At 46.1% G+C, this 19,300-nt stretch carries 19 protein-coding genes and 1 tRNA gene; 15 read left to right on the forward strand and 5 right to left on the reverse strand.

The genetic code is table 11. The features are described from left to right. Positions 1-11 precede the first annotated feature (11 nt). A complete protein-coding gene (locus HNY42_RS04300) occupies positions 12-275 on the forward strand; it encodes a hypothetical protein (protein WP_188005166.1) in 264 nt (87 codons plus the stop codon). A gap of 70 nt (positions 276-345) precedes the next feature. On the opposite strand, the gene HNY42_RS04305 is transcribed toward HNY42_RS04300, so the two are convergent. Further along, the gene (locus HNY42_RS04305; RefSeq protein ID WP_188005167.1) at positions 346-1,257 is read right to left on the reverse strand and encodes a hypothetical protein; all 912 of its coding nucleotides are present in this window, start codon (positions 1,255-1,257) and stop codon (positions 346-348) included. 185 nt (positions 1,258-1,442) lie between these two features. Between HNY42_RS04305 and nfsA the strand changes: the two genes are divergently transcribed. From nfsA to HNY42_RS04330, 5 genes are all read left to right on the forward strand, one after another. After that, on the forward strand, positions 1,443-2,189 hold the full coding sequence (gene nfsA, locus HNY42_RS04310; protein WP_131973629.1) for an oxygen-insensitive NADPH nitroreductase: 747 nt from the start codon (positions 1,443-1,445) through the stop codon (positions 2,187-2,189). A gap of 14 nt (positions 2,190-2,203) precedes the next feature. Continuing rightward, entirely contained in the window at positions 2,204-3,427 is a 1,224-nt protein-coding gene (locus tag HNY42_RS04315) for an LCP family protein (protein ID WP_255508421.1), read from the forward strand. A gap of 79 nt (positions 3,428-3,506) precedes the next feature. Beyond that, positions 3,507-4,217 (forward strand): NAD(P)H-binding protein, encoded by a 711-nt coding sequence (locus HNY42_RS04320; protein ID WP_131504247.1) that lies wholly within the window; start codon positions 3,507-3,509, stop codon positions 4,215-4,217. Between the two features lie 220 nt (positions 4,218-4,437). Beyond that, positions 4,438-4,983, forward strand: a complete 546-nt coding sequence (locus HNY42_RS04325) for a TlpA family protein disulfide reductase (protein WP_131504246.1) — start codon at positions 4,438-4,440, stop codon at positions 4,981-4,983. Positions 4,984-4,987: 4 nt separating this feature from the next. After that, positions 4,988-5,437: a hypothetical protein gene (locus tag HNY42_RS04330; protein ID WP_188005168.1), complete on the forward strand. Its 450-nt coding sequence runs from the start codon at positions 4,988-4,990 to the stop codon at positions 5,435-5,437. Between the two features lie 88 nt (positions 5,438-5,525). Here the strand turns inward: HNY42_RS04330 and HNY42_RS04335 are convergent, their stop codons facing one another. Then, positions 5,526-5,735, reverse strand: a complete 210-nt coding sequence (locus HNY42_RS04335; protein WP_026829204.1) for a DUF3006 domain-containing protein — start codon at positions 5,733-5,735, stop codon at positions 5,526-5,528. A gap of 270 nt (positions 5,736-6,005) precedes the next feature. Further along, a complete protein-coding gene (gene nhaC / locus HNY42_RS04340; protein ID WP_188005169.1) occupies positions 6,006-7,379 on the reverse strand; it encodes a Na+/H+ antiporter NhaC in 1,374 nt (457 codons plus the stop codon). A 505-nt stretch (positions 7,380-7,884) separates the two neighbouring features. On the opposite strand from nhaC, the gene argC reads away from it, so the two are divergent. From argC to argF, 7 genes are read left to right on the forward strand one after another with little or no spacing between them, the layout of a single operon-like run. Next, positions 7,885-8,916 carry an N-acetyl-gamma-glutamyl-phosphate reductase gene (gene argC / locus HNY42_RS04345; protein WP_131504242.1) on the forward strand — a complete coding sequence of 344 codons (1,032 nt, stop codon included), beginning with the start codon at positions 7,885-7,887 and terminating at the stop codon, positions 8,914-8,916. A gap of 14 nt (positions 8,917-8,930) precedes the next feature. Beyond that, positions 8,931-10,148, forward strand: a complete 1,218-nt coding sequence (gene argJ / locus HNY42_RS04350; protein WP_304999554.1) for a bifunctional glutamate N-acetyltransferase/amino-acid acetyltransferase ArgJ — start codon at positions 8,931-8,933, stop codon at positions 10,146-10,148. Continuing rightward, entirely contained in the window at positions 10,145-10,918 is a 774-nt protein-coding gene (argB, locus tag HNY42_RS04355; protein ID WP_188005171.1) for an acetylglutamate kinase, read from the forward strand. Before argJ ends, argB begins: the two co-directional genes overlap by 4 nt. After that, on the forward strand, positions 10,884-12,026 hold the full coding sequence (locus tag HNY42_RS04360; RefSeq protein WP_188005172.1) for an acetylornithine transaminase: 1,143 nt from the start codon (positions 10,884-10,886) through the stop codon (positions 12,024-12,026). Before argB ends, HNY42_RS04360 begins: the two co-directional genes overlap by 35 nt. Beyond that, the gene (locus HNY42_RS04365; RefSeq protein WP_188005173.1) at positions 12,023-13,078 is read left to right on the forward strand and encodes a carbamoyl phosphate synthase small subunit; all 1,056 of its coding nucleotides are present in this window, start codon (positions 12,023-12,025) and stop codon (positions 13,076-13,078) included. The genes HNY42_RS04360 and HNY42_RS04365 overlap by 4 nt, the downstream gene beginning before the upstream one ends. After that, positions 13,065-16,097: a carbamoyl-phosphate synthase (glutamine-hydrolyzing) large subunit gene (carB, locus tag HNY42_RS04370; protein WP_188005174.1), complete on the forward strand. Its 3,033-nt coding sequence runs from the start codon at positions 13,065-13,067 to the stop codon at positions 16,095-16,097. Before HNY42_RS04365 ends, carB begins: the two co-directional genes overlap by 14 nt. Next, positions 16,094-17,032 (forward strand): ornithine carbamoyltransferase, encoded by a 939-nt coding sequence (gene argF, locus HNY42_RS04375; RefSeq protein ID WP_188005175.1) that lies wholly within the window; start codon positions 16,094-16,096, stop codon positions 17,030-17,032. Before carB ends, argF begins: the two co-directional genes overlap by 4 nt. 51 nt (positions 17,033-17,083) lie before the next feature. Here the strand turns inward: argF and HNY42_RS04380 are convergent, their stop codons facing one another. Then, on the reverse strand, positions 17,084-17,893 hold the full coding sequence (locus HNY42_RS04380) for an MBL fold metallo-hydrolase (protein WP_188005176.1): 810 nt from the start codon (positions 17,891-17,893) through the stop codon (positions 17,084-17,086). Between the two features lie 171 nt (positions 17,894-18,064). Continuing rightward, positions 18,065-18,138, reverse strand: a tRNA-Gly gene (locus tag HNY42_RS04385). A gap of 172 nt (positions 18,139-18,310) precedes the next feature. Here HNY42_RS04385 and HNY42_RS04390 point away from each other — a divergent pair. Both HNY42_RS04390 and HNY42_RS04395 read left to right on the forward strand, forming a co-directional pair. Continuing rightward, positions 18,311-18,856 carry an imm11 family protein gene (locus tag HNY42_RS04390; protein ID WP_247858179.1) on the forward strand — a complete coding sequence of 182 codons (546 nt, stop codon included), beginning with the start codon at positions 18,311-18,313 and terminating at the stop codon, positions 18,854-18,856. Further along, positions 18,853-19,272 (forward strand): hypothetical protein, encoded by a 420-nt coding sequence (locus tag HNY42_RS04395; protein WP_131504234.1) that lies wholly within the window; start codon positions 18,853-18,855, stop codon positions 19,270-19,272. The genes HNY42_RS04390 and HNY42_RS04395 overlap by 4 nt, the downstream gene beginning before the upstream one ends. The last annotated feature ends 28 nt before the right edge of the window (positions 19,273-19,300 follow it).

The raw sequence follows: 19,300 nt of genomic DNA on the forward strand, positions 1-19,300 counted from the left end.
GTGGTGATGAGATGGCGAAACTGCTGATGGCGTTAGGCCTTTTTTGGATCTTGATTGGCATGAATCCTATCCAAGCACAGGAAATCGAAAAAAAAGAAACAATCGTCCGGGAATCCACGACGTACGGTAGCTACGGGACGATGGATGAGATTATCACGGATCAAAAAGAGCCGACTTATGATGGCTTCGACTCACCAAATGACATGGCTTTTTTATTCGCCTGCATTGCGTTACTTGCGACAGTCGGATTAGGAATCGTGAATGCAACAGACTAAAGGAAAACGACGATAGGTTCTCGGGGATTACCGGAGAACCTATCGTCGTTTTTTTACCGGACATTGTCTTTTAAAAATGAATATGTTTTCGACGACCGACCCGTTCGATTCGGTCGTGTTCGTCATTTAATCCGGCCTTTTCAAGCAAATCCAAATAATACCGGAAGGGTGTCGAACGATGTGAAAAATAAGGGATATATTCTGTAAACAGCATTGCTTCAGCACGTTCGAGTTCGCGTAAGGCGATTAGGGCATGCAGTTCAGCAAAACGTATCTCTTGATATAACACGAGAATATCTGCGTCGATTCGAACTTTCATCTGAAGTTTCTTCGCATGTGTGTTCAACAATGCGACATAGGATTCCCGTTCACTCACATTCGTGCAGTGGGTGAGGACGGCAAGGAAGAGATCACTTCGCTCCGTGTCGACATCGATTGGCACTTTGACAGCTGTATATATGGCTCGTTGCATCCAAGACTGGTCTGATGCATCAAGTTTATAATAACCGACAAGTTCCTCGAACAATTCCACTTGCGTCACTTTAATCAACCGGAAGGGATCATTACTTAAAAAAAGCGGTTCTTCTCCGGCAGCTGAGGAGAGTAAAAAAAAGAATTCCTCAAAAGCAACCCGTGTTCCATTTTTCCGACCGATATAATGCCGTAAGTGTTTGAGCAGGCGTTTCGCAGTCACATACCAGTTTTTTTGTTCGCGCATGGAGATGAGCTCATTTGGCTCCAAATAGTGAAAATCATAAGCAAGCTGGATGAATTGTTCCGTTTGTTCGATGGTTTGTTCAACGGTCGGTTGGTCGTGTTCTTTTTGTAGTCCTTTATACTTAGCAAACTGGGATAACATCAAATCAAGGTCTTTTTCTTCGATGACTTGTTTGGGGAGCTGGCGATAGATTTCTACGATGATGTCGCGAAGGGTCGTATCGCCATATTGTTCAAGTAAAAGACGGAGCTTACGAATTCTCATGATCGCCCTCCTTCGACAAAAAGACACAACACTAGTTCTATCCTTTTCCCGATTTTTTTAAGAAGTAACCGACAGCGGGCGGAATTAACAGACGATTGTTTTTGAACATGGATATCTAACATTTGCACTTACTTAAATGTTTGCCTATCGTTAAAAGAATCATTAATCAAAGGGAGCGATTATTCATGAATGAAACAATCGAACAATTACTTAGCCACCGGTCTATCCGTAAATTTAAGCCCCATCAATTAGATCAAGAGACAATTGAGACGCTCGTTCGTTCTGCACAGTCGGCTTCTACGTCTTCTTATCAGCAGGCCTATGCCATCATCGGCATCGAGGACGAAGGACTTAAACAACAGTTGGTAGGTGTGGCGAGCGGTCAATCCTATGTCGCGGAAAACAGTTACTTTTTCGTTTTTTGTATCGATTATCATAAGCATATCTTAGCAGCAGAAATCGCATCAGGTTCCGTCGATCGGACGGTCGAAACGACGGAAGCGCTGATTGTCGGTGCGGTCGATGCCGGCTTAGCCGCCCAAAACTTAGTCATTGCAGCGGAATCATTAGGATACGGGACAGTCTATATCGGTTCGCTACGCAATGATGCTGCCAAAGTGAGTGAACTGTTGGCGTTGCCGAGCCATGTCGTTCCATTATTCGGAGTCGCGGTAGGGATTCCTGATCAACAGCCAGGGAAAAAACCCCGCCTTCCGATGGATGCGGTCTTCCACCGGAATACGTATACTAATGACGACACGATGCGCCGATTGTTGTCACAGTATGAAAATGAAACGTCTGCATACTACGGCGAACGGACGGATGGACGCCGGACAGAAGGCTGGGTCTATCAGATGGCTGCTTCGATGAAGGATCCGAAACGGACGTATATGCGTGACTTTTTACAGGAAAAACATTTAGCCCGAGATTGATACGGAGGTAACCTATGGAAGAATTTCATTCAGGACGTTCTCGTCTAGAACGTAAACGTCAGGAAGAGTTGCGTGAATCAGAAAAAATGGAGCAGGAAAAGGCATCGCGGGAATTCGCGGATGCACCTCGTGAGAGCGGACGATCTGCCAGTCAACGTTATTTAGACGAGCCGTCAAGACGATCGCGCGCGCATGAGGCTGCTCCTGAAAAGGCATCTAATGCAAAACGTCTGCAATCGGGTGCCGTAACCATCGTACGTTCAGGAACCCGATTAATTAGTTTAGCGCTGAATCGTTTTAGCCAACGCCGTGCATCAAGAAGCGGCAGAACGAAAGAACCAGTACGTGAAGCAGGTTCTGAGCAACGATTGAAAAAACAGCCGGTCCCAAAAAAGAAACGCCGATTCAAATCAAAGCTGATTGGTTTCTTATTACTTGTCGTGATTGCGGCCATTATCTTTGGATCACAACCGTTTACGTTTCTTCTAATCGGAAGTGACGCGCGACCGGGAGAGTCGCTGCGCGGTTCGAGATCAGACTCACTGTCCGTCATGCAATTCGTACCGCTCTCGCGGACAATTCAATTGACGTCGATTCCGCGGGATACGTATACGCCGATTGACTGTGAAAACGGGAAAAAAGATAAGATCACCCATGCGTTCGCTTACGGTGGCGAAGACTGTACGACCAGTGCAGTCAGTGGACTTCTGGATCAAGAGATCGACAGTAAGATTGTCATTTCATTTGACAGCTTCATCGGATTAATTGATGAAATCGGAGGGGTTGATTTAGTCTCGACAGGAACCTTCTCGGAACAAGATGCGAGCGGAAAAGCCAATCAGTATTCCTTCCAAAAAGGGAAAGAATATCATATGGACGGAGCGATGGCGTTAGCGTATTCCCGTCACCGTAAAACGGATACAGACGTCGCACGGGCGAATCGTCAATCGGAAGTCATTCAAGCAGTGGCGACGCATTTGATGAAACCGACGGGCTGGTCCAGTATTCCCGGAGCGAACCGCTATATGAAGGAAGAAATGAATTTAGATGTCAGCTTCCGTCAGATGATGTCAGCCGGTTTATCACTCGCTTTGTTCTCAGAACGGGAACACTTTGAAGTTGAAGGTGTCAGTGAGCGGATGAATGGTATTTTCTATGATTTCCCGAAAGAAAAAGAGCTGAAGGAATTACGTGCGAAGCTCGATACGACATTTTATGGGATACTAAAAAATGATTAATTTTTCAAAACGGGTTTGTTCTTTCTCGAACAGTGGAAATTACTAAAGGTGACTAATCTATCGAGGAGGGACCTATCATATGAAAGTATTAGTTGTAGGTGCATCAGGTACAATCGGAGCTCGTGTCGTCAAGTCGCTCGCAAAAGGTCATCAAGTTACGGTCATCGTCCGCCATCAACACCTGGTGGAACGATTTGAAAAACTTGGTGTCAAGGCGCACTATGTCGATATCGAAACAGAACTCGAAAAAGTCATCGAACAGGGTGTTTCCGGTCAGGATGCTGTCATCTGTGCAGCGACAGCCGGTGTTGACGGGGAACCTACGGAAATCGAGTTACTCGACCGGACGGTTGCTTTAAAAACGATTGATGCTGCGAAAAAGGCGCGTGTTCGTCATTTCGTCCTCCTCAGTGCCTATGGTGCTGATCGTCCCAATCAGTTTAAAAAAGAAATGTATCCGTTTTACGCTGCAAAAAACGCAGCGGAAGAACAGATTGAACATAGCGGACTCACTTACACCATCATTTGTCCGGTTGACATCGTTGACGGAGAAGGACGCGGATTAATTGAGGCTGATGAAGACTTGAAGGATGTTAAGGAAGCTACAATTTCGGAAACGGATGTTGCTTCAATCCTGGTCGCTGCTGTCGACAACCGAGCGGTCTTTAATCGCCGCCTGGAAGTTAAAGAAGGTAAAACGGCATTAAACGAAGCGCTTGGTGGAGATGAAGCAGTTGGAAGCGTTAAAGACAACCGCCAAGTGAAAAAGCAATTACCACGTTATAATTAACGAAATGATGTAAAAATCGCTGAACGTATAAAGGTCGAAAGAAAAGTCGGTCTGAATCAGGAAACAGGAGTTGGAGAATATCCAGCTCCTGTTTTTTTGTACGCAAAACAAATTTCATACAAGACGGACAAAAAAGGTGAGCCCACACAGTCTACCTTTTTTGTCACAAAATAAGTGGACGATTCTGCTACACTGAACACATAGAGGAGTGACGAAATCAGTGAAAAAATATGTAATGTACCTGATGGCAGCAGTAATCATTTCAGGGATTGCCTATACGAGTTATAGCGCGTACCAGACCAAACAAAACCAACAACAAATCCAGGCGAAACAACAAGCAGAAGGTGGACTCGAAACAGGAATGAAAGCGCCTGACCTCGAAATAGAACAAGACGGTCAACCGATTCAATTGTCTGATTTGACGAATCAACTCATCGTCATCAATTTTTGGGCGACCTGGTGTCCTCCATGTCAGCAGGAAATACCAGAGTTAAATGCTTTCGCCAAGTCAACATCGATTCCGGTGTATGGGATCAATGTGACGACCGCAGAAAGACGATTGAGCGACGTGGAGCAGTTTTTGAAAAAAAATCCTATTACGTACTCGGTACTTTACGATACAAAAGGACAATCAGAGAAAACGTATCAACTAGTGGCGATGCCAGCTACTTATATTATTGACGAAAAAGGGGCAATTGTCGGGAAACATGTAGGACCGGTCACGGAAGAAATGTTGAAAGAAATGGTGCGGAAGATCGGAGGATAACCGGATGGAATTATATTGTACGGTGTGTACGTATCGTCAAGTCATTGAAGTCGGTCAGCAAGAAGAGTGGAAAGGATTTCCGTCCGTGTTGACTTATGGTATGGATAATTACGCATCAGCATTACCTTTTTTATTCGTTCCGCCGTATCAAGAGCCGTTAGTCAGTCGTCAAAAAATTGATGACCGGATTCGGGCAGATTTGATTCGAACGTACCACGCCCACATCGATGAAATTGAGGACGGGTGGGTACCGCATCAATATGATGTATTTCAGTGTCCGACATGTCAACAAATCTCAACACGATTTTGGTGTGCCTTGTTTTTGAGGTCGTCAATCATTGAACCGATCCATCGGTGTGAACAAGATAAATCGGTGTTGGTTCGACTTTCTTTGGATGAAATCACACAAACGTCCTGTCCCAACTGTGAACAACAGACACTCCATATCCGTTAAACGTACAAAAGCCATCTGTCGCAAGAAACGACTATTCGAGACAATGTGTCTGCTAGTCATTTTAAGCGGTCAGATGGCTTTTTAAATGTCAACCCATTTGCCGAAACGAAAACGTTTGAAAGGAAGACTGAGTAGAACTGGTTGCGTCAATTGAGTAATTTGATCCGTCGAATAATATTGTGTCACCAAGCCTTGCTTCAGTAGGCAAATAGCGACGGGGGATGAAACTTGAACCGTTCTCCCAGAGAAGAACAGCATATTTGCCATCAAGCCGTTCCAGTGTGCCACGTTTGATCATAATCGAACTCCTCCTACAAAATTACATCGAACGCATCCTCAGGGTCAGGTGCAAGTTTCTCTTTTTATAATTCGCTGTAATTTTTTAATCTTATATTTGGTATATTCCCATTTCCTTTTGAATTTACACATGTTTATTTGCAATTGCTGAATTCTGTACAATATTTGTCAAACAAAATGAAAATGAATATATTTTTAAATAATTTTCCAAGAAAAAAGCAGAACTGAAAAATCAGTTCTACTCTCAATACTATTCGGTGAAAGATATTGTTTAAGCCACCAAGTTTTCGGCAACCTTTTTAGTTGGACGAGTAAAGGCAAACACAAATGTGAAGAACGGGGAAAGCAATAAGAAAAAGGCAAATGGTACGTACGCGGTAACGGGAACACCGAGTGTGGATGCGAAGAAGGCACCGGATACGCCCCAAGGAATCAACGGATTCACGAGAGTTCCCCCGTCTTCGAGAGCGCGTGAGAGGAAGCGCGGATCAATCGAACGATCTTTAAAAATCTTTTTAAATGCTTGACCGGGTAACAAAATCGACAGGTATTGCTCACCGGCCATAAAATTGACCCCGATTGAAGCAAGAGCAGCCGATGAGATAATACTGCCATCCCGTTTTAGTTTTGAAACCGTTTTTTCGATGATGACATCAATGACGCCAATCCCGCGAAGAACGCCACCAAAAGCCAGAGCGAGCATGACAAGCGAGACGGACCACATCATCGACTGGAGACCACCTTTACTGACGATACTCGCGACAGTGTTGTTGTCTGTTTCGATCTTTAATCCATTTTGAATGACGCTCATCCATTGTCCGACATTCCAGTTGCCTTGTGTCAATCCCGTCAATAGCAGACCGCTTAGGACGCCGGCGATCAAAGTCGGAACGACAGGAGTTTTTCGTAATGCAAGAATCATCACGAGTAAAGGGGACAGTAGTGTCCAAGGTGAAAGATTGAACAGAAGCGCCAACTCTTGTTGCGTAGACCCGATGGTTTGCGAATCAATTGCGCCATTTCCCTGTCCGAAGATGAAGAAGAGGATGAAAGTGATTGTAATGGCGGGCACTGTCGTTCCCATCATAAAACGAATGTGGTCAAAGACAGAGACATTAACGATTCCGGGTGCAAAATTCGTTGTATCTGATAATGGAGACATCTTATCTCCGAAACAGGCACCGCTGATGATGGCACCGGCGGCAAGGGCAGGATCGACACCAAGTGCTACTGCGATTCCCATCAAAGCAACACCGACCGTTCCGATTGTTGTAAAGGAGCTACCGGTAAACGTGGAAACAATCATCGTAATGATTAAAGCACTTGGTGCAAACCATGTTGCAGAAAGTGTTTCAAGTCCGTAGTGGAGGAGTGTCGGAACAGCTCCGCTCATCATCCAGACAGCAATCGTCATACCGACAAGTAACATGATCAAGATCGGTTTGATTGCTTCACGAATACCATTGATCATATGTTGTTCCAGCTGTTCGTATTTAAAGCCACGAAAAGCGGCATAAGCTACGACAAAAATCAGACTGGATAATATGGCGAGGTGCGGTTCGGCTTTGGCACCGAATATGACAGATAATAATATAATGATACTAACTCCTAGGACAGCTGCGGATTCACGAAAGGATATACGCATGCTTCCACCTCCTTAATTCTATGTTGCGTTTATGCTTGTTTGCTTTTACGTACGAAAGTAAAGAACAGTTGTTATGTTAAAGGATATGAATTCATTCGTCAACTATCTGAATTTCACTCGATATAACTAAAAATCATCGGAATATACGAAAATGTGACGATTTTTTGTCGTAAACGCTTTCTTTTTCACTGAAAATCTTGCACAATAGGAAATAAGAGATGTCGATTTTGTGAACAGGAGGGAATACATATGTTTACTGCAATTTTTTTCGTAGTCATTGCAATAATGGGAGCCAGTGTTTATGGAATTGATCACATGGTCGCTCAGAAAGCAGAAAAAAGATAATTTGATTTTTAGATAAAAAAGGCTTTGATCAGTCACATCTACCACGATGTCATTGATCAAAGCCTTTTTTTATGTTCAAAATAAATAAAAATACATTTGACAGCATAAATATACATATGTTTAAATCGAGTTATCATTTAACGGCAAAGGAGTTTCCATCATGAAATGTACGATTGTAGGTGCGACCGGATATGCTGCGATTGAGCTGATACGACTGATTGAATTACATCCTCATTTAGAAATCGTCTCCTTGATCAGCGATTCGCAGACCGATCAGGAAATGAATCAGTTATACAGTTTTATGAATAAAAAACAGTTTCCGGTACTGACAGCTTTCTCATTGGAACAGATTGAAGCAGTTGAAACCGATCTTTTATTTTTAGCAACGCCAAGTGGAATTTCTACTAAATATCTAAAACAGTTACATGACTGGAAAGGAACAGTCATCGACTTGAGTGGAGACTTACGTCTTGAAAAAGCATTGTATGAAGAATGGTATCCCCATGAAGGAGTCGATTCGGACCTTCAAAAAAAAGCAACCTACGGACTGACGGAATGGAAGCGGGATCAGATTAAGGACAGTCGTTTGATTGCCAATCCCGGTTGTTATGCAACGGCCATCTTACTTGGATTACTCCCATTATTAGAAGAACACGTAATTGATCCGTCGCAAATCATCATTCATGCAAGCTCTGGATTATCAGGTGCAGGAAAAACGTTGACGGAACAAACACACCATGTCCGGTCGAGTGAAAATGTCAGATTGTACAAAATGAATCATCATCAACACATTCCGGAAATTGAATCCATTGCTGAAGAGATTACCGGACACAAAATCACTGTGTCTCTCGCGACTTATCTAGTACCGCTCAATCGCGGGATCATGGCGACGATGACGTTACAGCCTCTTGTCGAAAAAACGGAAGCGCAGTGGCGAACATGGTTCAGTGAAAAATATAAAGAAGAACCATTTATCCGCGTCGGACAAGCCGATCCGGAAATCAAATCGGCAGCCGGAAGCAACTACTGTGATCTTTCGGTTTACCTGGATACGCGTACAGGAAGACTGACGGTCGTATCCGTCCTGGATAACATGCAAAAAGGCGCAGCCGGACAAGCAATCCAAAATGCGAACTTGATTAGTGGATATCCAGAAACGCTCGGTCTGACACAACAGCCATTCTTTATATAGAGGGGACCATGACTATGTTGAATATACAACTGACATCACCATTAACCGTGACGACACCAAAAGGATTTAAAGCGACAGGAATCCATGTCGGACTTAGACGTAAACGGAAAGATTTAGCACTTTTAATATGTGAAGCGGGTGCCGATGCTGCAGCGGTCTACACGACCAATCAGGTCCAGGCAGCACCGATTACGGTGACGAAACAGGCGATGGCAACATCAGGCGGAAAGGTACATGCCGTTTTAGTCAACAGCGGGAATGCCAATGCCTGTACAGGTCAACTCGGACTCGAACATGCATATGCTTCGCAACAAGCTGTTGCCGAGCAGTTTCAATTGGCTCAGGAACACGTTGTCATCGCTTCGACCGGTATCATCGGACAACCGCTCGCCATCGATACGTTACTTCAAGGAATCGAACAGTTGCAGCCGGAGAAAGGCGAAGAGAAAGCCGATGATTTTGCACTGGCTATTTTGACGACCGATACAGGTACGAAAACAGCCGGGCGCCAAGTCTGGTTAAATGGAGAACTGGTTTCGGTCTGCGGGGTTGCGAAGGGTTCGGGGATGATTCATCCGAATATGGCAACGATGCTTGGATTTTTAACGACCGATGCCTCAATTCCTTCTCCGTTATTACAGGATACCTTGAAATCTGCAGTCAACCGGACGTTTAACTGTATCACCGTCGATGGTGACAGCTCGACGAATGACATGGTGATGATTCTTGCGAGCGGGGCCGCACAATCACAGTCACTCCAACCGGGAACAGACGAACTGGCACAATTCCAACAAGCAGTTGAGGAAGTATGCCAGGACTTAGCGAAACAAATTGCACGTGATGGTGAAGGTGCGACGAAGCTGATTGAAGTCAACGTCCATGGTACGGCGAATGAATGGACTGCCCGGAAAATTGCCAAACAGATTGTAGGATCTTCACTCGTGAAAACAGCGATTTTTGGTGAAGATGCGAACTGGGGACGTATCATTGCAGCTGTCGGCAGCATTGATGAACCGATTGATGTCGGACAAATTGATATCCGAATCGGTTCTCAGTGGGTCCTGCGTCACAGTATGCCGATTTTATTTGATGAATCGTTAGCGTCGCGAGAACTCGCACAAGAGGTTGTTGAAATCGAAGTACATTTAAATCAAGGACCTGCCAGTGGCTATGCATTTGGTTGTGATTTGACGTATGACTACATCAAAATCAATGCGAGCTACCGGACATGACGAAACGTAAATTAATCAAACTGGGTGGAAGTATCTTTGAACAATTGGATCCGCGTTATTACGAAGAATGGAATCAGTGGCTTGCTAAGAAAAATGAATTGATTATCCTCCATGGCGGTGGTCCGGCTTTATCGGCCTATTGTCAGGACATGAATATCAAAGCCGAATTCAAAAATGGTATTCGGATGACGACAGAAGCAGTTCTTCTGGGAGCGGAACGGGTGCTCGGAGGAGAAGTGCAATCCAAAATCGTCTACACCTTGAATGAAAATGGACTGCCGGCAATCGGTTTGACGGGAATTGACGGAGCCAGTATTCGCGGAAAACAGCAACCGGCGTTCGGAGCAGTCGGAGAAGTGACGCAGATTGATCCGAAGTTGTTTATGACACTGATGGAATCGGGATTCATCCCTGTCGTCACCTCTTTGATTACAGGGATGGAAGGAACGTTGAATTGTAATGGAGACACGTGTGCGGTTGCTTTAGCGGCAGGGCTGGCTGTCGATGAATTCGAATTACTGACAGATGTATCCGGTGTCAGGCTGAATGGAACGTTTCAGACAGAGGTGACAGTTTCAGAACTGGAGGCGGGCATCGGATCGGCGGAAATCGATGGTGGAATGATTCCGAAAGTCGAAGCCGTCATCGAAGCGGTCCGACAAGGGATACATCAGGTCAAGATTCGTTCTGGACACGACGTGACGAGCCGAGGGACACGGATTAAGGAGGAAACCAATGAGCGCTTTACTACCGACGTATTTACGTCATGATATTGAATTAGTCGAAGGGAAGGGATCGTTCGTCAAGGATACGACAGGGAAAACCTACCTGGATTTCATGATGGGAATTGCCGTCTGTAACACCGGTCATCGTCATCCTCATGTGGAACAGGCATTACAGGAACAACTGCAAAAATTATGGCATACGTCTAATTTATTCGTCAGCAGTAAACAGGAACGAGTCGCAGCGATGTTGACCGAAAACAGTCATTTGAGCCATGTCTTCTTTTGCAACAGTGGGACAGAAGCGAATGAAGGGGCATTTAAGCTGATTCGAAAATGGACGCAGAAAAAAGAAATCCTGACGTTTAGTCAGTCCTTCCACGGAAGAACCTTCGCCATGATGGGAGCGACGGGTCAAGACAAAATTAAAGCCGGGTTCGGAGAGATGGTTCCGGATTTTAAGCATCTGACTTTTAACGATTTCGACAGTCTTGAAATGATCACGGACCAAACTGCTGCCGTCTGGCTTGAAGTGATTCAAGGAGAAGGCGGGGTAATCGTAGCGGGAAATGCCTGGTTAGAAGCGTTGATGGAGAAAGTTCGGAAGTTTGATGTGAAAGTAGTCATCGATGAAGTACAGACAGGTATCGGACGCACCGGATCGCGTTTCGCCTTTGAGCAGACGCCGTTAAAGCCGGATATCATTACCGTGGCAAAAGGTCTCGGAAGTGGATTCCCGGTCGGAGCAATCATCACGACACCGGAAGCGACGGCCATTTTCACACCGGGTACCCACGGGTCGACATTCGGAGGGAATCCATTGGCGATGGCGGCGGCAGAAGCGACACTGGATTTATTGTTAAACGATCAGCAAATGAAACAAGTTCAACTAAAAGGACTTTATTTGATGCAACAACTCGCTCAATTGCCGAAAACGATGGTTCGGGACATCCGCGGACGTGGATTGATGATTGGGGTTGAATTTCATGAACCGGTCTCACCGCTGATCTCGGCGTTGCAACAATCCGGAATGCTCGTCGTCAGTGCGGGATCAAATGTCATTCGATTGTTACCATCTTTGTTCGTTACGGAACAGGAACTCGATACGGCTGTCGAAAAGATCAAGTCAGTATGTCAACAGGAGGTCATGATGTGAAAGCGTTAGGGGCATTAAAATTAGCGGATGGGCAAGTATATCCCGGTGAGTTCATGGGCACTTCGTCCGTTCAAGGAGAGGTCGTATTTTTCACGGGAATGACCGGTTATCAAGAAGTGTTAACCGATCCTTCCTACCGGGGACAAATCATTGTTTTTACGTATCCCCTCATCGGACAATATGGCATTTCAGAGCAGGATTCAGAAAGTTGCCAGATTCAAGTATCGGGCGTAATTGTTCAGACATTGGCGAACAACGGATTACGGTCGGACCTGGCTGATTGGTTGGCAGCATCGGATGTACCGGTTTTGACTCAAGTCGATACGCGGGCACTGGTCCATCATTTGCGCAATCATGGTGATCAAATCGGTACGATCACAAACGACGTCTCACTTGTTCAAAAACAATCGAACTTGATTGCGGTCGTCTCGACGAAACAGCCGGAAACTTACCAAACCAGTCAGGAAGCCGGACATATCGTCTGTCTCGACTACGGGGTTAAAAAATCGATGATTGAAGCGTTACAGGTACGTCGGATGAAAGTGACGGTCGTTCCTTTTGATACACCGAAGTCAGTCATCGACGCATTGAAGCCCGATGGTCTGCTTTTCTCAAATGGACCGGGAAATCCGAGTCAGCTCGATTATTTGATTCCTGAAATCAAGAAACTGGCGCTTGCCTATCCGACGCTCGGCATCTGTATGGGGCATCAACTGATTGCGAAATCTTTTGGTTGTCAAATCGAAAAACAGCATCACGGTCATCGTGGAGCCAATCATCCTGTCCGTCAGGTGAAGACCGGACGTGTCTTCATGACATCACAGAATCACGGATATGTTGTCCAGGCGGACAGTGTCCAAAAATCTGAATTGGATGTCGCGTATGAGCATATCAACGATGGTTCAATCGAAGGATTGTTTCATCCGACACATCCTATCTTGACCGTTCAGTTTCACCCGGAAGCCCATCCCGGTCCACTGGAGGCGATGGTGATATTTGATCAATTCGTGACGAGCATCTTAAAGCAGGAGGTAGCATATGCAGGAACATAAAAAAGTCCTGGTCATCGGATCAGGCCCGATCGTGATTGGTCAAGCAGCAGAATTTGATTACTCGGGTACACAGGCATGTCAAACACTTCGGGAAGCGGGATGCGAGGTCATGTTGATGAATTCGAATCCGGCTACGATCATGACGGATCCATCAACAGCGGATCATATCTATATCGAAGCAATGACGCTTGAAAAAGCGACTGCCATTATCAAACGTGAGCGACCGACCCATTTATTAGCGACAGTTGGCGGACAAACCGCTTTAAATCTTGCTTTATCACTCGAAGAGGCGGGAGTTCTTGAACAGTATCAAGTCGAACTGCTGGGCACCTCCCTTGAAACGATCCGGGACGGCGAAGACCGCGAACGGTTTAAACAACGGATGCTGGAACTGAATCAACCGCTCCCGATCAGTCAAACGATTGAGACACTGGAAGAGCTGGAAGGATTCATGGACAAGGCAGGCGTCCCGCTTGTTGTCCGTCCTGCATTTACGCTAGGGGGGACCGGGGGCGGTATTGCTCAAACGAAAGCAGATGCCCGCAAACTTGCAGCGAATGGACTTCAGGCCAGCCCGATTTCACAATGTCTCGTCGAAGCCAGCATTGCCGGTTATAAAGAAGTCGAGTACGAGGTGATGCGGGATGCTTTTGATACGACGATCATTGTCTGCAACATGGAGAATATCGATCCGGTCGGTGTACACACGGGAGATTCTGTCGTCTTCGCACCCATTCAATCGATATCCGATCAAATGAATCAAACCTTACGGACGGCATCACGGGAAATCGTGTCAGCGCTCGGTGTCGTTGGGGGCTGTAATATTCAGTTTGCAGTCCATCCGACAGAACAGACGTACTATGTCATTGAAGTCAACCCCCGGGTCAGCCGTTCTTCGGCTTTAGCTTCAAAAGCAACGGGTTATCCGATTGCGAAATTAGCGACCCGTCTTGCACTCGGTGAGCGTCTCGATGATTGCATCAACCCGGTGACAAAAGAAACGATGGCCAGTTTCGAACCAGTCCTGGATTATGTCACAGCTAAAGTACCCTGTTTCCCATTTGATCTTTTCCCTGCAAGTGACCGCACACTCGGTACGCAGATGAAGGCGACCGGAGAGAGCATGGCGATGGGAAAGACACTCGAGGAAGCCTTACAAAAAGCATGGCGCGGTGCCGGAATCGAACAAGCCCCGTTGTATCCGGGCTGGATGAAAGAGGCTGAGACGGATGTACTATGGCAGGAAGTCAGCCAAATCACGGACCGCCGATTGTTAGCGATGTTGGCATTGCTGGACCGGCAGGCGACGACACACAACGAGTTAGCTGAAAAAACACAAATTCAGTCATTATTCATTACAACGCTCGAGACTTTGATCCTGATGCAGGAAACGTTGGATCTGAATTTAAAAGAATCGCTGCAACAAGCAAAACGCTTCGGATTTACCGACCGGCAGATTGCGCAGATTGCCGATGTACCGGTGGAAGTCGTCCAGCAACAACGCCGTTCCTTTTTAATTCAGCCGAGTTTTCAAATGATTGATACCTGTGGAGCAGAATTTTCAAGTCTGACGCCGTACTTTTACGGCAGTTGGTCAGGTCGGACGGAAGTCACGCCATCCAGCCGGAAGAAAGTGGCTGTCCTCGGGGCCGGACCGATCCGGATCGGACAGGGAATCGAGTTTGACTACTGCTCGGTCCATGCTGTCCGTGCCTTGCAGCAAGCCGGTTATGAAACGATTATGATCAACAATAATCCGGAAACCGTTTCGACCGACTTTGAGGTCGCGGATCGTCTTTACGTCGAACCGTTGACGATTGAAGATGTTGTGCATGTCCTGGAAGCAGAGCAATGTCAGCAGGTGCTTGTCCAGTTCGGCGGACAGACCGCCATCACACTGGCAGCCGGGCTCGAACAGCTGGGTTACCAGCTGTTAGGGACGACGGCAGACACAATTGACGAGATGGAAGACCGTGATCGTTTTTATCAGTTTTTGGACCGGTTACAGATTGACCGCATACCGGGTCAAGAAGTTTCAAACCCTGAAGAGCTGACAGCAGTCGTACAAAAACTTGGTTATCCGTTGATGATTCGTCCATCGTACGTCATTGGCGGAAAAGGAATGCATCGTTTAACGACAGCAAGCGATTTAGAGAAATTATTGCCGGAAATCGCATTTCCGATCCTGGTGGATGCGTACATCGAAGGACAAGAGTTCGAAGTCGACTGCATTTCAGACAAGACAACGACGTACGTACCGGTCATCATGGAACAAATTGAAGCCGCCGGTGTTCATTCGGGTGATTCAACGATGATTTTACCCCCGGTTTCAGCTTCGGCAGACTTACAGGACGAGATTGAACGGATTGCGCAAACAATCGGTCAACACTTGGATTACCAAGGGGCCTTCAATATTCAGTTTGTCGTCAAAGATCAAACGATCTATGTGCTCGAGATTAATCCCCGCGCATCAAGGACGTTACCGATCGTCTCGAAGGTGACGGGACAACCGTTGCTTGAATGGGCTGTTCAAGCAGCCATCGGGATGCAGGTCGATGCCTTGCCGACTGCTCGATTGACATTGCCGTTTCATGCCGTCAAGACGCCGGTTTTTTCAACATTGAAGTTACGTGGGGTTGATCCGATGACAGGTCCTGTCATGCGTTCAACCGGAGAAACGTTACAGTGGACGGAAGCGGGATTTGCCAAAGAACGGTTCGTCTTCGATCAGACGACGAAAGCCGCGATGTCGAAACGCACACGTCGTATCTGTGGAGCGGGAACCCACACATGGTCGGACGGAGAGGAACTAGAGCAGGATACCGAGTTTGATACGTGTCTCGTGTTCTTCTCAAAGGCGGAAGAGGAACGGATACAACGGGAAAAAGCACTTGCTCAGGGAGCGATTGTCATTACTGAAGAACATCTTGCCCACTATTTTGAATCCGTCCAAGCTATAGCGATGTGTACCGTGAAACGGTTAGCCGAATGGACGAAACAAAAGGAGCCGATCCAATGACGACAACACAACGATTAAAACATTTGCTGACACTGGAAGAGTTGACCGCAGAAGGACTGACTGAGTTGCTGGAACTGGCGAAGGCCGTCAAAGCCTCTCCTGCGACTTATGCTCAAACACTTGCAGGAAAAAAAGTTGCTTTGCTGTTTGAAAAAGCATCGACGCGCACACGGATTTCTTTTGAAGTCGGTGTCGTCGAATTAGGGGGATATCCGGTCGTCTTAAACGGATCGGATATGCAAATCGGTCGCGGAGAATCTCTCAGCGATACGATTCAAGTCATGAGCCGTTATGTTGACTCCTTGATGATTCGGACCTTTGCCCATGAAACGGTCGAGACGTTAGCGGCACACGGGACAATTCCAATTATCAACGGATTGACTGACCTTCATCATCCGTGTCAGGTGTTAGCTGATTTACTGACGATCGAAGAACATTTTGGTCAACGTCAAGGCAAGATACTCGCTTATGTTGGAGATGGAAACAACATGGCACATTCGCTGCTTTTAGGAGGAGCGTTAAGTGGAATGACAGTTCGAATTTGCAGTCCGGCCGCCTATGCACCGGATCAAACGATTATCGATCAAGCAAAAGTACTGGCACAAAAGTCAGGCGGCCGAATCGAACAATATACGGATCCTGTTCAAGCGGTTGCGGGTGCAGATGTCATCTACAGTGATGTATTTGCCAGCATGGGACAAGAAGGAGAGTCGGCAGATCGTCTGAAAGCATTCCAAGGATATCAAGTCAATCAAGCGTTGTTGATGACAGCTGCTGACGATGTGATTTTCCTGCACTGTCTTCCGGCACATCGCGGGGAAGAAGTGACGGCAGAAGTCATTGACGGCAGTCACTCACTTGTATTTGACCAGGCGGAAAACCGGCTCCATGCTCAAAAAGCATTAATGATCGAATTGATTGGAGTAATGGACTAAGCGAAAAGACAGACTGTTGGTTCCGATAAGGAACACAGTCTGTCTTTTGTTTTAATCGTATTGACGCCGGGCGAGCTGCTCAGTCTGTTCTTTTGTAATCTGCCGTTTATTTTTTTCGTGCAATCGCCCCATGAAGGACGTTCGCTGCCATGAGGGCGACCAGTCCGACTCCTTATGTGCACGTAAGGCTAAGATGTAGTCGTAACTCAAATGAAGGCGTTCGATCATTTCCGTGCGAACGTCACAAATATGACCGTGTCCTGGAATAAGTAGCTTTACCTCATACTCATAAATGAACGATTCAAGCAATTCAAGCGTTGTTAAATATTCACCCGAATCGTGTTCAATCAAAGGAATTTCGACGTCGGATGCATAGTCACCACAGACGAGGATATGGAGCGGCATCACCACGAACGATAAGTGAGTAGATTCATGACCGGGAGTCAGGAAAAACAGCAGTTTGGTTTTACCGATCGTCAACGTCGTTTCGGACTCCTCGATGACGTGTGTAATATTCGGAAAAAGGACAGGGGACTCGATATAGTATTCGTCATTAAAATTTTGGACTTCTTCCAGTGCTGCCGTCCGGTTCACATCCACAAAGCGGCGAGACGCGATCGCGATCGCATCTTTGAAAGCATAGGCACCTAATATATGATCGAAATGGGCATGTGTATACACAATATAAAGAGGACGGTCGTGTCGGATGATTTCCACATCGCGGCGGATTGTTGCGATTTCATCCGGTAACCAGCCCGGATCAACGACGATCAGACAGTCGGGTGTCTCAATCAAGGTCGAGGTCGTTTTCATTAATGTACTTTGGTAGACCGTGACACCGGGCATTTTCATTTGAATCATGACAGTCCTCCTCTTTTCTTGTAGTAACGTTTTATACCGAACTATACCCGAAAGCAGACGGAATGTATCCTGGAGACAACAAAAAGACGGCTTGCAAATTGCAAGCCGTCCGCCCTCGAGGGCATAAAAGTCGTTGACCTATGTGTCGTTGACCTATGTTATGTCATAAATTGGAGCGGGTGAAGAGAATCGAACTCTCATCATCAGCTTGGAAGGCTGAGGTTTTACCACTAAACTACACCCGCAAAAGTTACTACATGAAATATAGTAGCATAGCAAAGCGTTTATTTCCATAACTTTTATGAAAAAAGGTAATTCTTTCGATTTTATGTGTACAATAATAAGAGCTAAATCGTTTACATGAGCTTCCTGTAACGAGAGTGAGTGGCTGAGGATGGAAAGAGGAGCGAATGACTGGTGAACAAAGTTCGAGTTTGGAGCGAACAGCTGATGGGAAAAGGATGGATGGCGACATGTCACCATCAAATCGATCGTTATCGCTTCACGACAGGAGAGTGGTTTCTTAACGCAAGCTTACTTGCCTTTTCAATCGAACAGGATGCAGATATGCTACCGGACGTGCTTCCGAACGAATTGAGGATCCCCTTAGTATCTGAACGGATGAAACAGATATTGGAGCGGCTGACACCGTTTTCCGTCCAATGTCTTCGTGTCCAGCTGAAGACACGAACGGGACTCATCAATTACTATCTCATCAATATTCTAGCGGTAAGACGGGTGGAACATCTACATAAGACGGAAATTTTCCGCACTCTTCGGAAAAAACAAGTCTACTTCATGACGGAGCGAATCATCAGTACATCGCTTGGTCCCCACCACATCTTGCGGGATGAACGTACGGAACGTATTTTCCTCTCGGATACGCTAGCACGGTGTTTCCAGCAACTAGCCGTGACAGGCATACATTTTGACGAGATAAATCGAATGGAGGAAATTATATGAAACAGTACACGGTCGATAATTGGATTACACTGCAATATCCAAAAACGTTTGAATACCAAGAAGAGGAAACATTCGTTAGTTTTTATTCGACGGAAGAAAATGCGATGGGGACGTTACAGTTATCCATCTACGAGTCGGATGCAGAAGAACTGACACCTTTTGAAGCGGCAGAACAGGAAATCAACTTATTGGTGGAAGAGTTTGGTATTGAACTGACTGGACCACTTGAAGCACGTCGGAATTCTTCCAAAGAAGCACTTCTTGCTGTAGACGGGAAAGAAGAGGAGGTCTTCATCCGGATTTATGCATATTCAGACGGAGAACGACTTGTTCTATTAACGTATTCTGCAGATCGTGAGTCACTGGAATTGGAAGAAATTGAAGCGATGATCTTATCATTGAACTGGATTCACTAATACAAAAGCGAAGTGCCCTCAATTGAGG

It is taken from the genome of Exiguobacterium sp. Helios, from assembly GCF_014524545.1.
Lineage (GTDB): Bacteria > Bacillota > Bacilli > Exiguobacteriales > Exiguobacteriaceae > Exiguobacterium_A.

Bases quoted from the DNA above. Each gene is read 5' to 3' on its own strand.
- HNY42_RS04300 (WP_188005166.1), top strand. From the start codon at position 12: ATGGCGAAACTGCTGATGGCGTTAGGCCTTTTTTGGATCTTGATTGGC.
- HNY42_RS04305 (WP_188005167.1), bottom strand. From the start codon at position 1,257: ATGAGAATTCGTAAGCTCCGTCTTTTACTTGAACAATATGGCGATACG.
- nfsA (WP_131973629.1), top strand. From the start codon at position 1,443: ATGAATGAAACAATCGAACAATTACTTAGCCACCGGTCTATCCGTAAA.
- HNY42_RS04315 (WP_255508421.1), top strand. From the start codon at position 2,204: ATGGAAGAATTTCATTCAGGACGTTCTCGTCTAGAACGTAAACGTCAG.
- HNY42_RS04320 (WP_131504247.1), top strand. From the start codon at position 3,507: ATGAAAGTATTAGTTGTAGGTGCATCAGGTACAATCGGAGCTCGTGTC.
- HNY42_RS04330 (WP_188005168.1), top strand. From the start codon at position 4,988: ATGGAATTATATTGTACGGTGTGTACGTATCGTCAAGTCATTGAAGTC.
- HNY42_RS04335 (WP_026829204.1), bottom strand. From the start codon at position 5,735: ATGATCAAACGTGGCACACTGGAACGGCTTGATGGCAAATATGCTGTT.
- nhaC (WP_188005169.1), bottom strand. From the start codon at position 7,379: ATGCGTATATCCTTTCGTGAATCCGCAGCTGTCCTAGGAGTTAGTATC.
- argC (WP_131504242.1), top strand. From the start codon at position 7,885: ATGAAATGTACGATTGTAGGTGCGACCGGATATGCTGCGATTGAGCTG.
- argJ (WP_304999554.1), top strand. From the start codon at position 8,931: ATGTTGAATATACAACTGACATCACCATTAACCGTGACGACACCAAAA.
- argB (WP_188005171.1), top strand. From the start codon at position 10,145: ATGACGAAACGTAAATTAATCAAACTGGGTGGAAGTATCTTTGAACAA.
- HNY42_RS04360 (WP_188005172.1), top strand. From the start codon at position 10,884: ATGAGCGCTTTACTACCGACGTATTTACGTCATGATATTGAATTAGTC.
- carB (WP_188005174.1), top strand. From the start codon at position 13,065: ATGCAGGAACATAAAAAAGTCCTGGTCATCGGATCAGGCCCGATCGTG.
- argF (WP_188005175.1), top strand. From the start codon at position 16,094: ATGACGACAACACAACGATTAAAACATTTGCTGACACTGGAAGAGTTG.
- HNY42_RS04380 (WP_188005176.1), bottom strand. From the start codon at position 17,893: ATGATTCAAATGAAAATGCCCGGTGTCACGGTCTACCAAAGTACATTA.
- HNY42_RS04395 (WP_131504234.1), top strand. From the start codon at position 18,853: ATGAAACAGTACACGGTCGATAATTGGATTACACTGCAATATCCAAAA.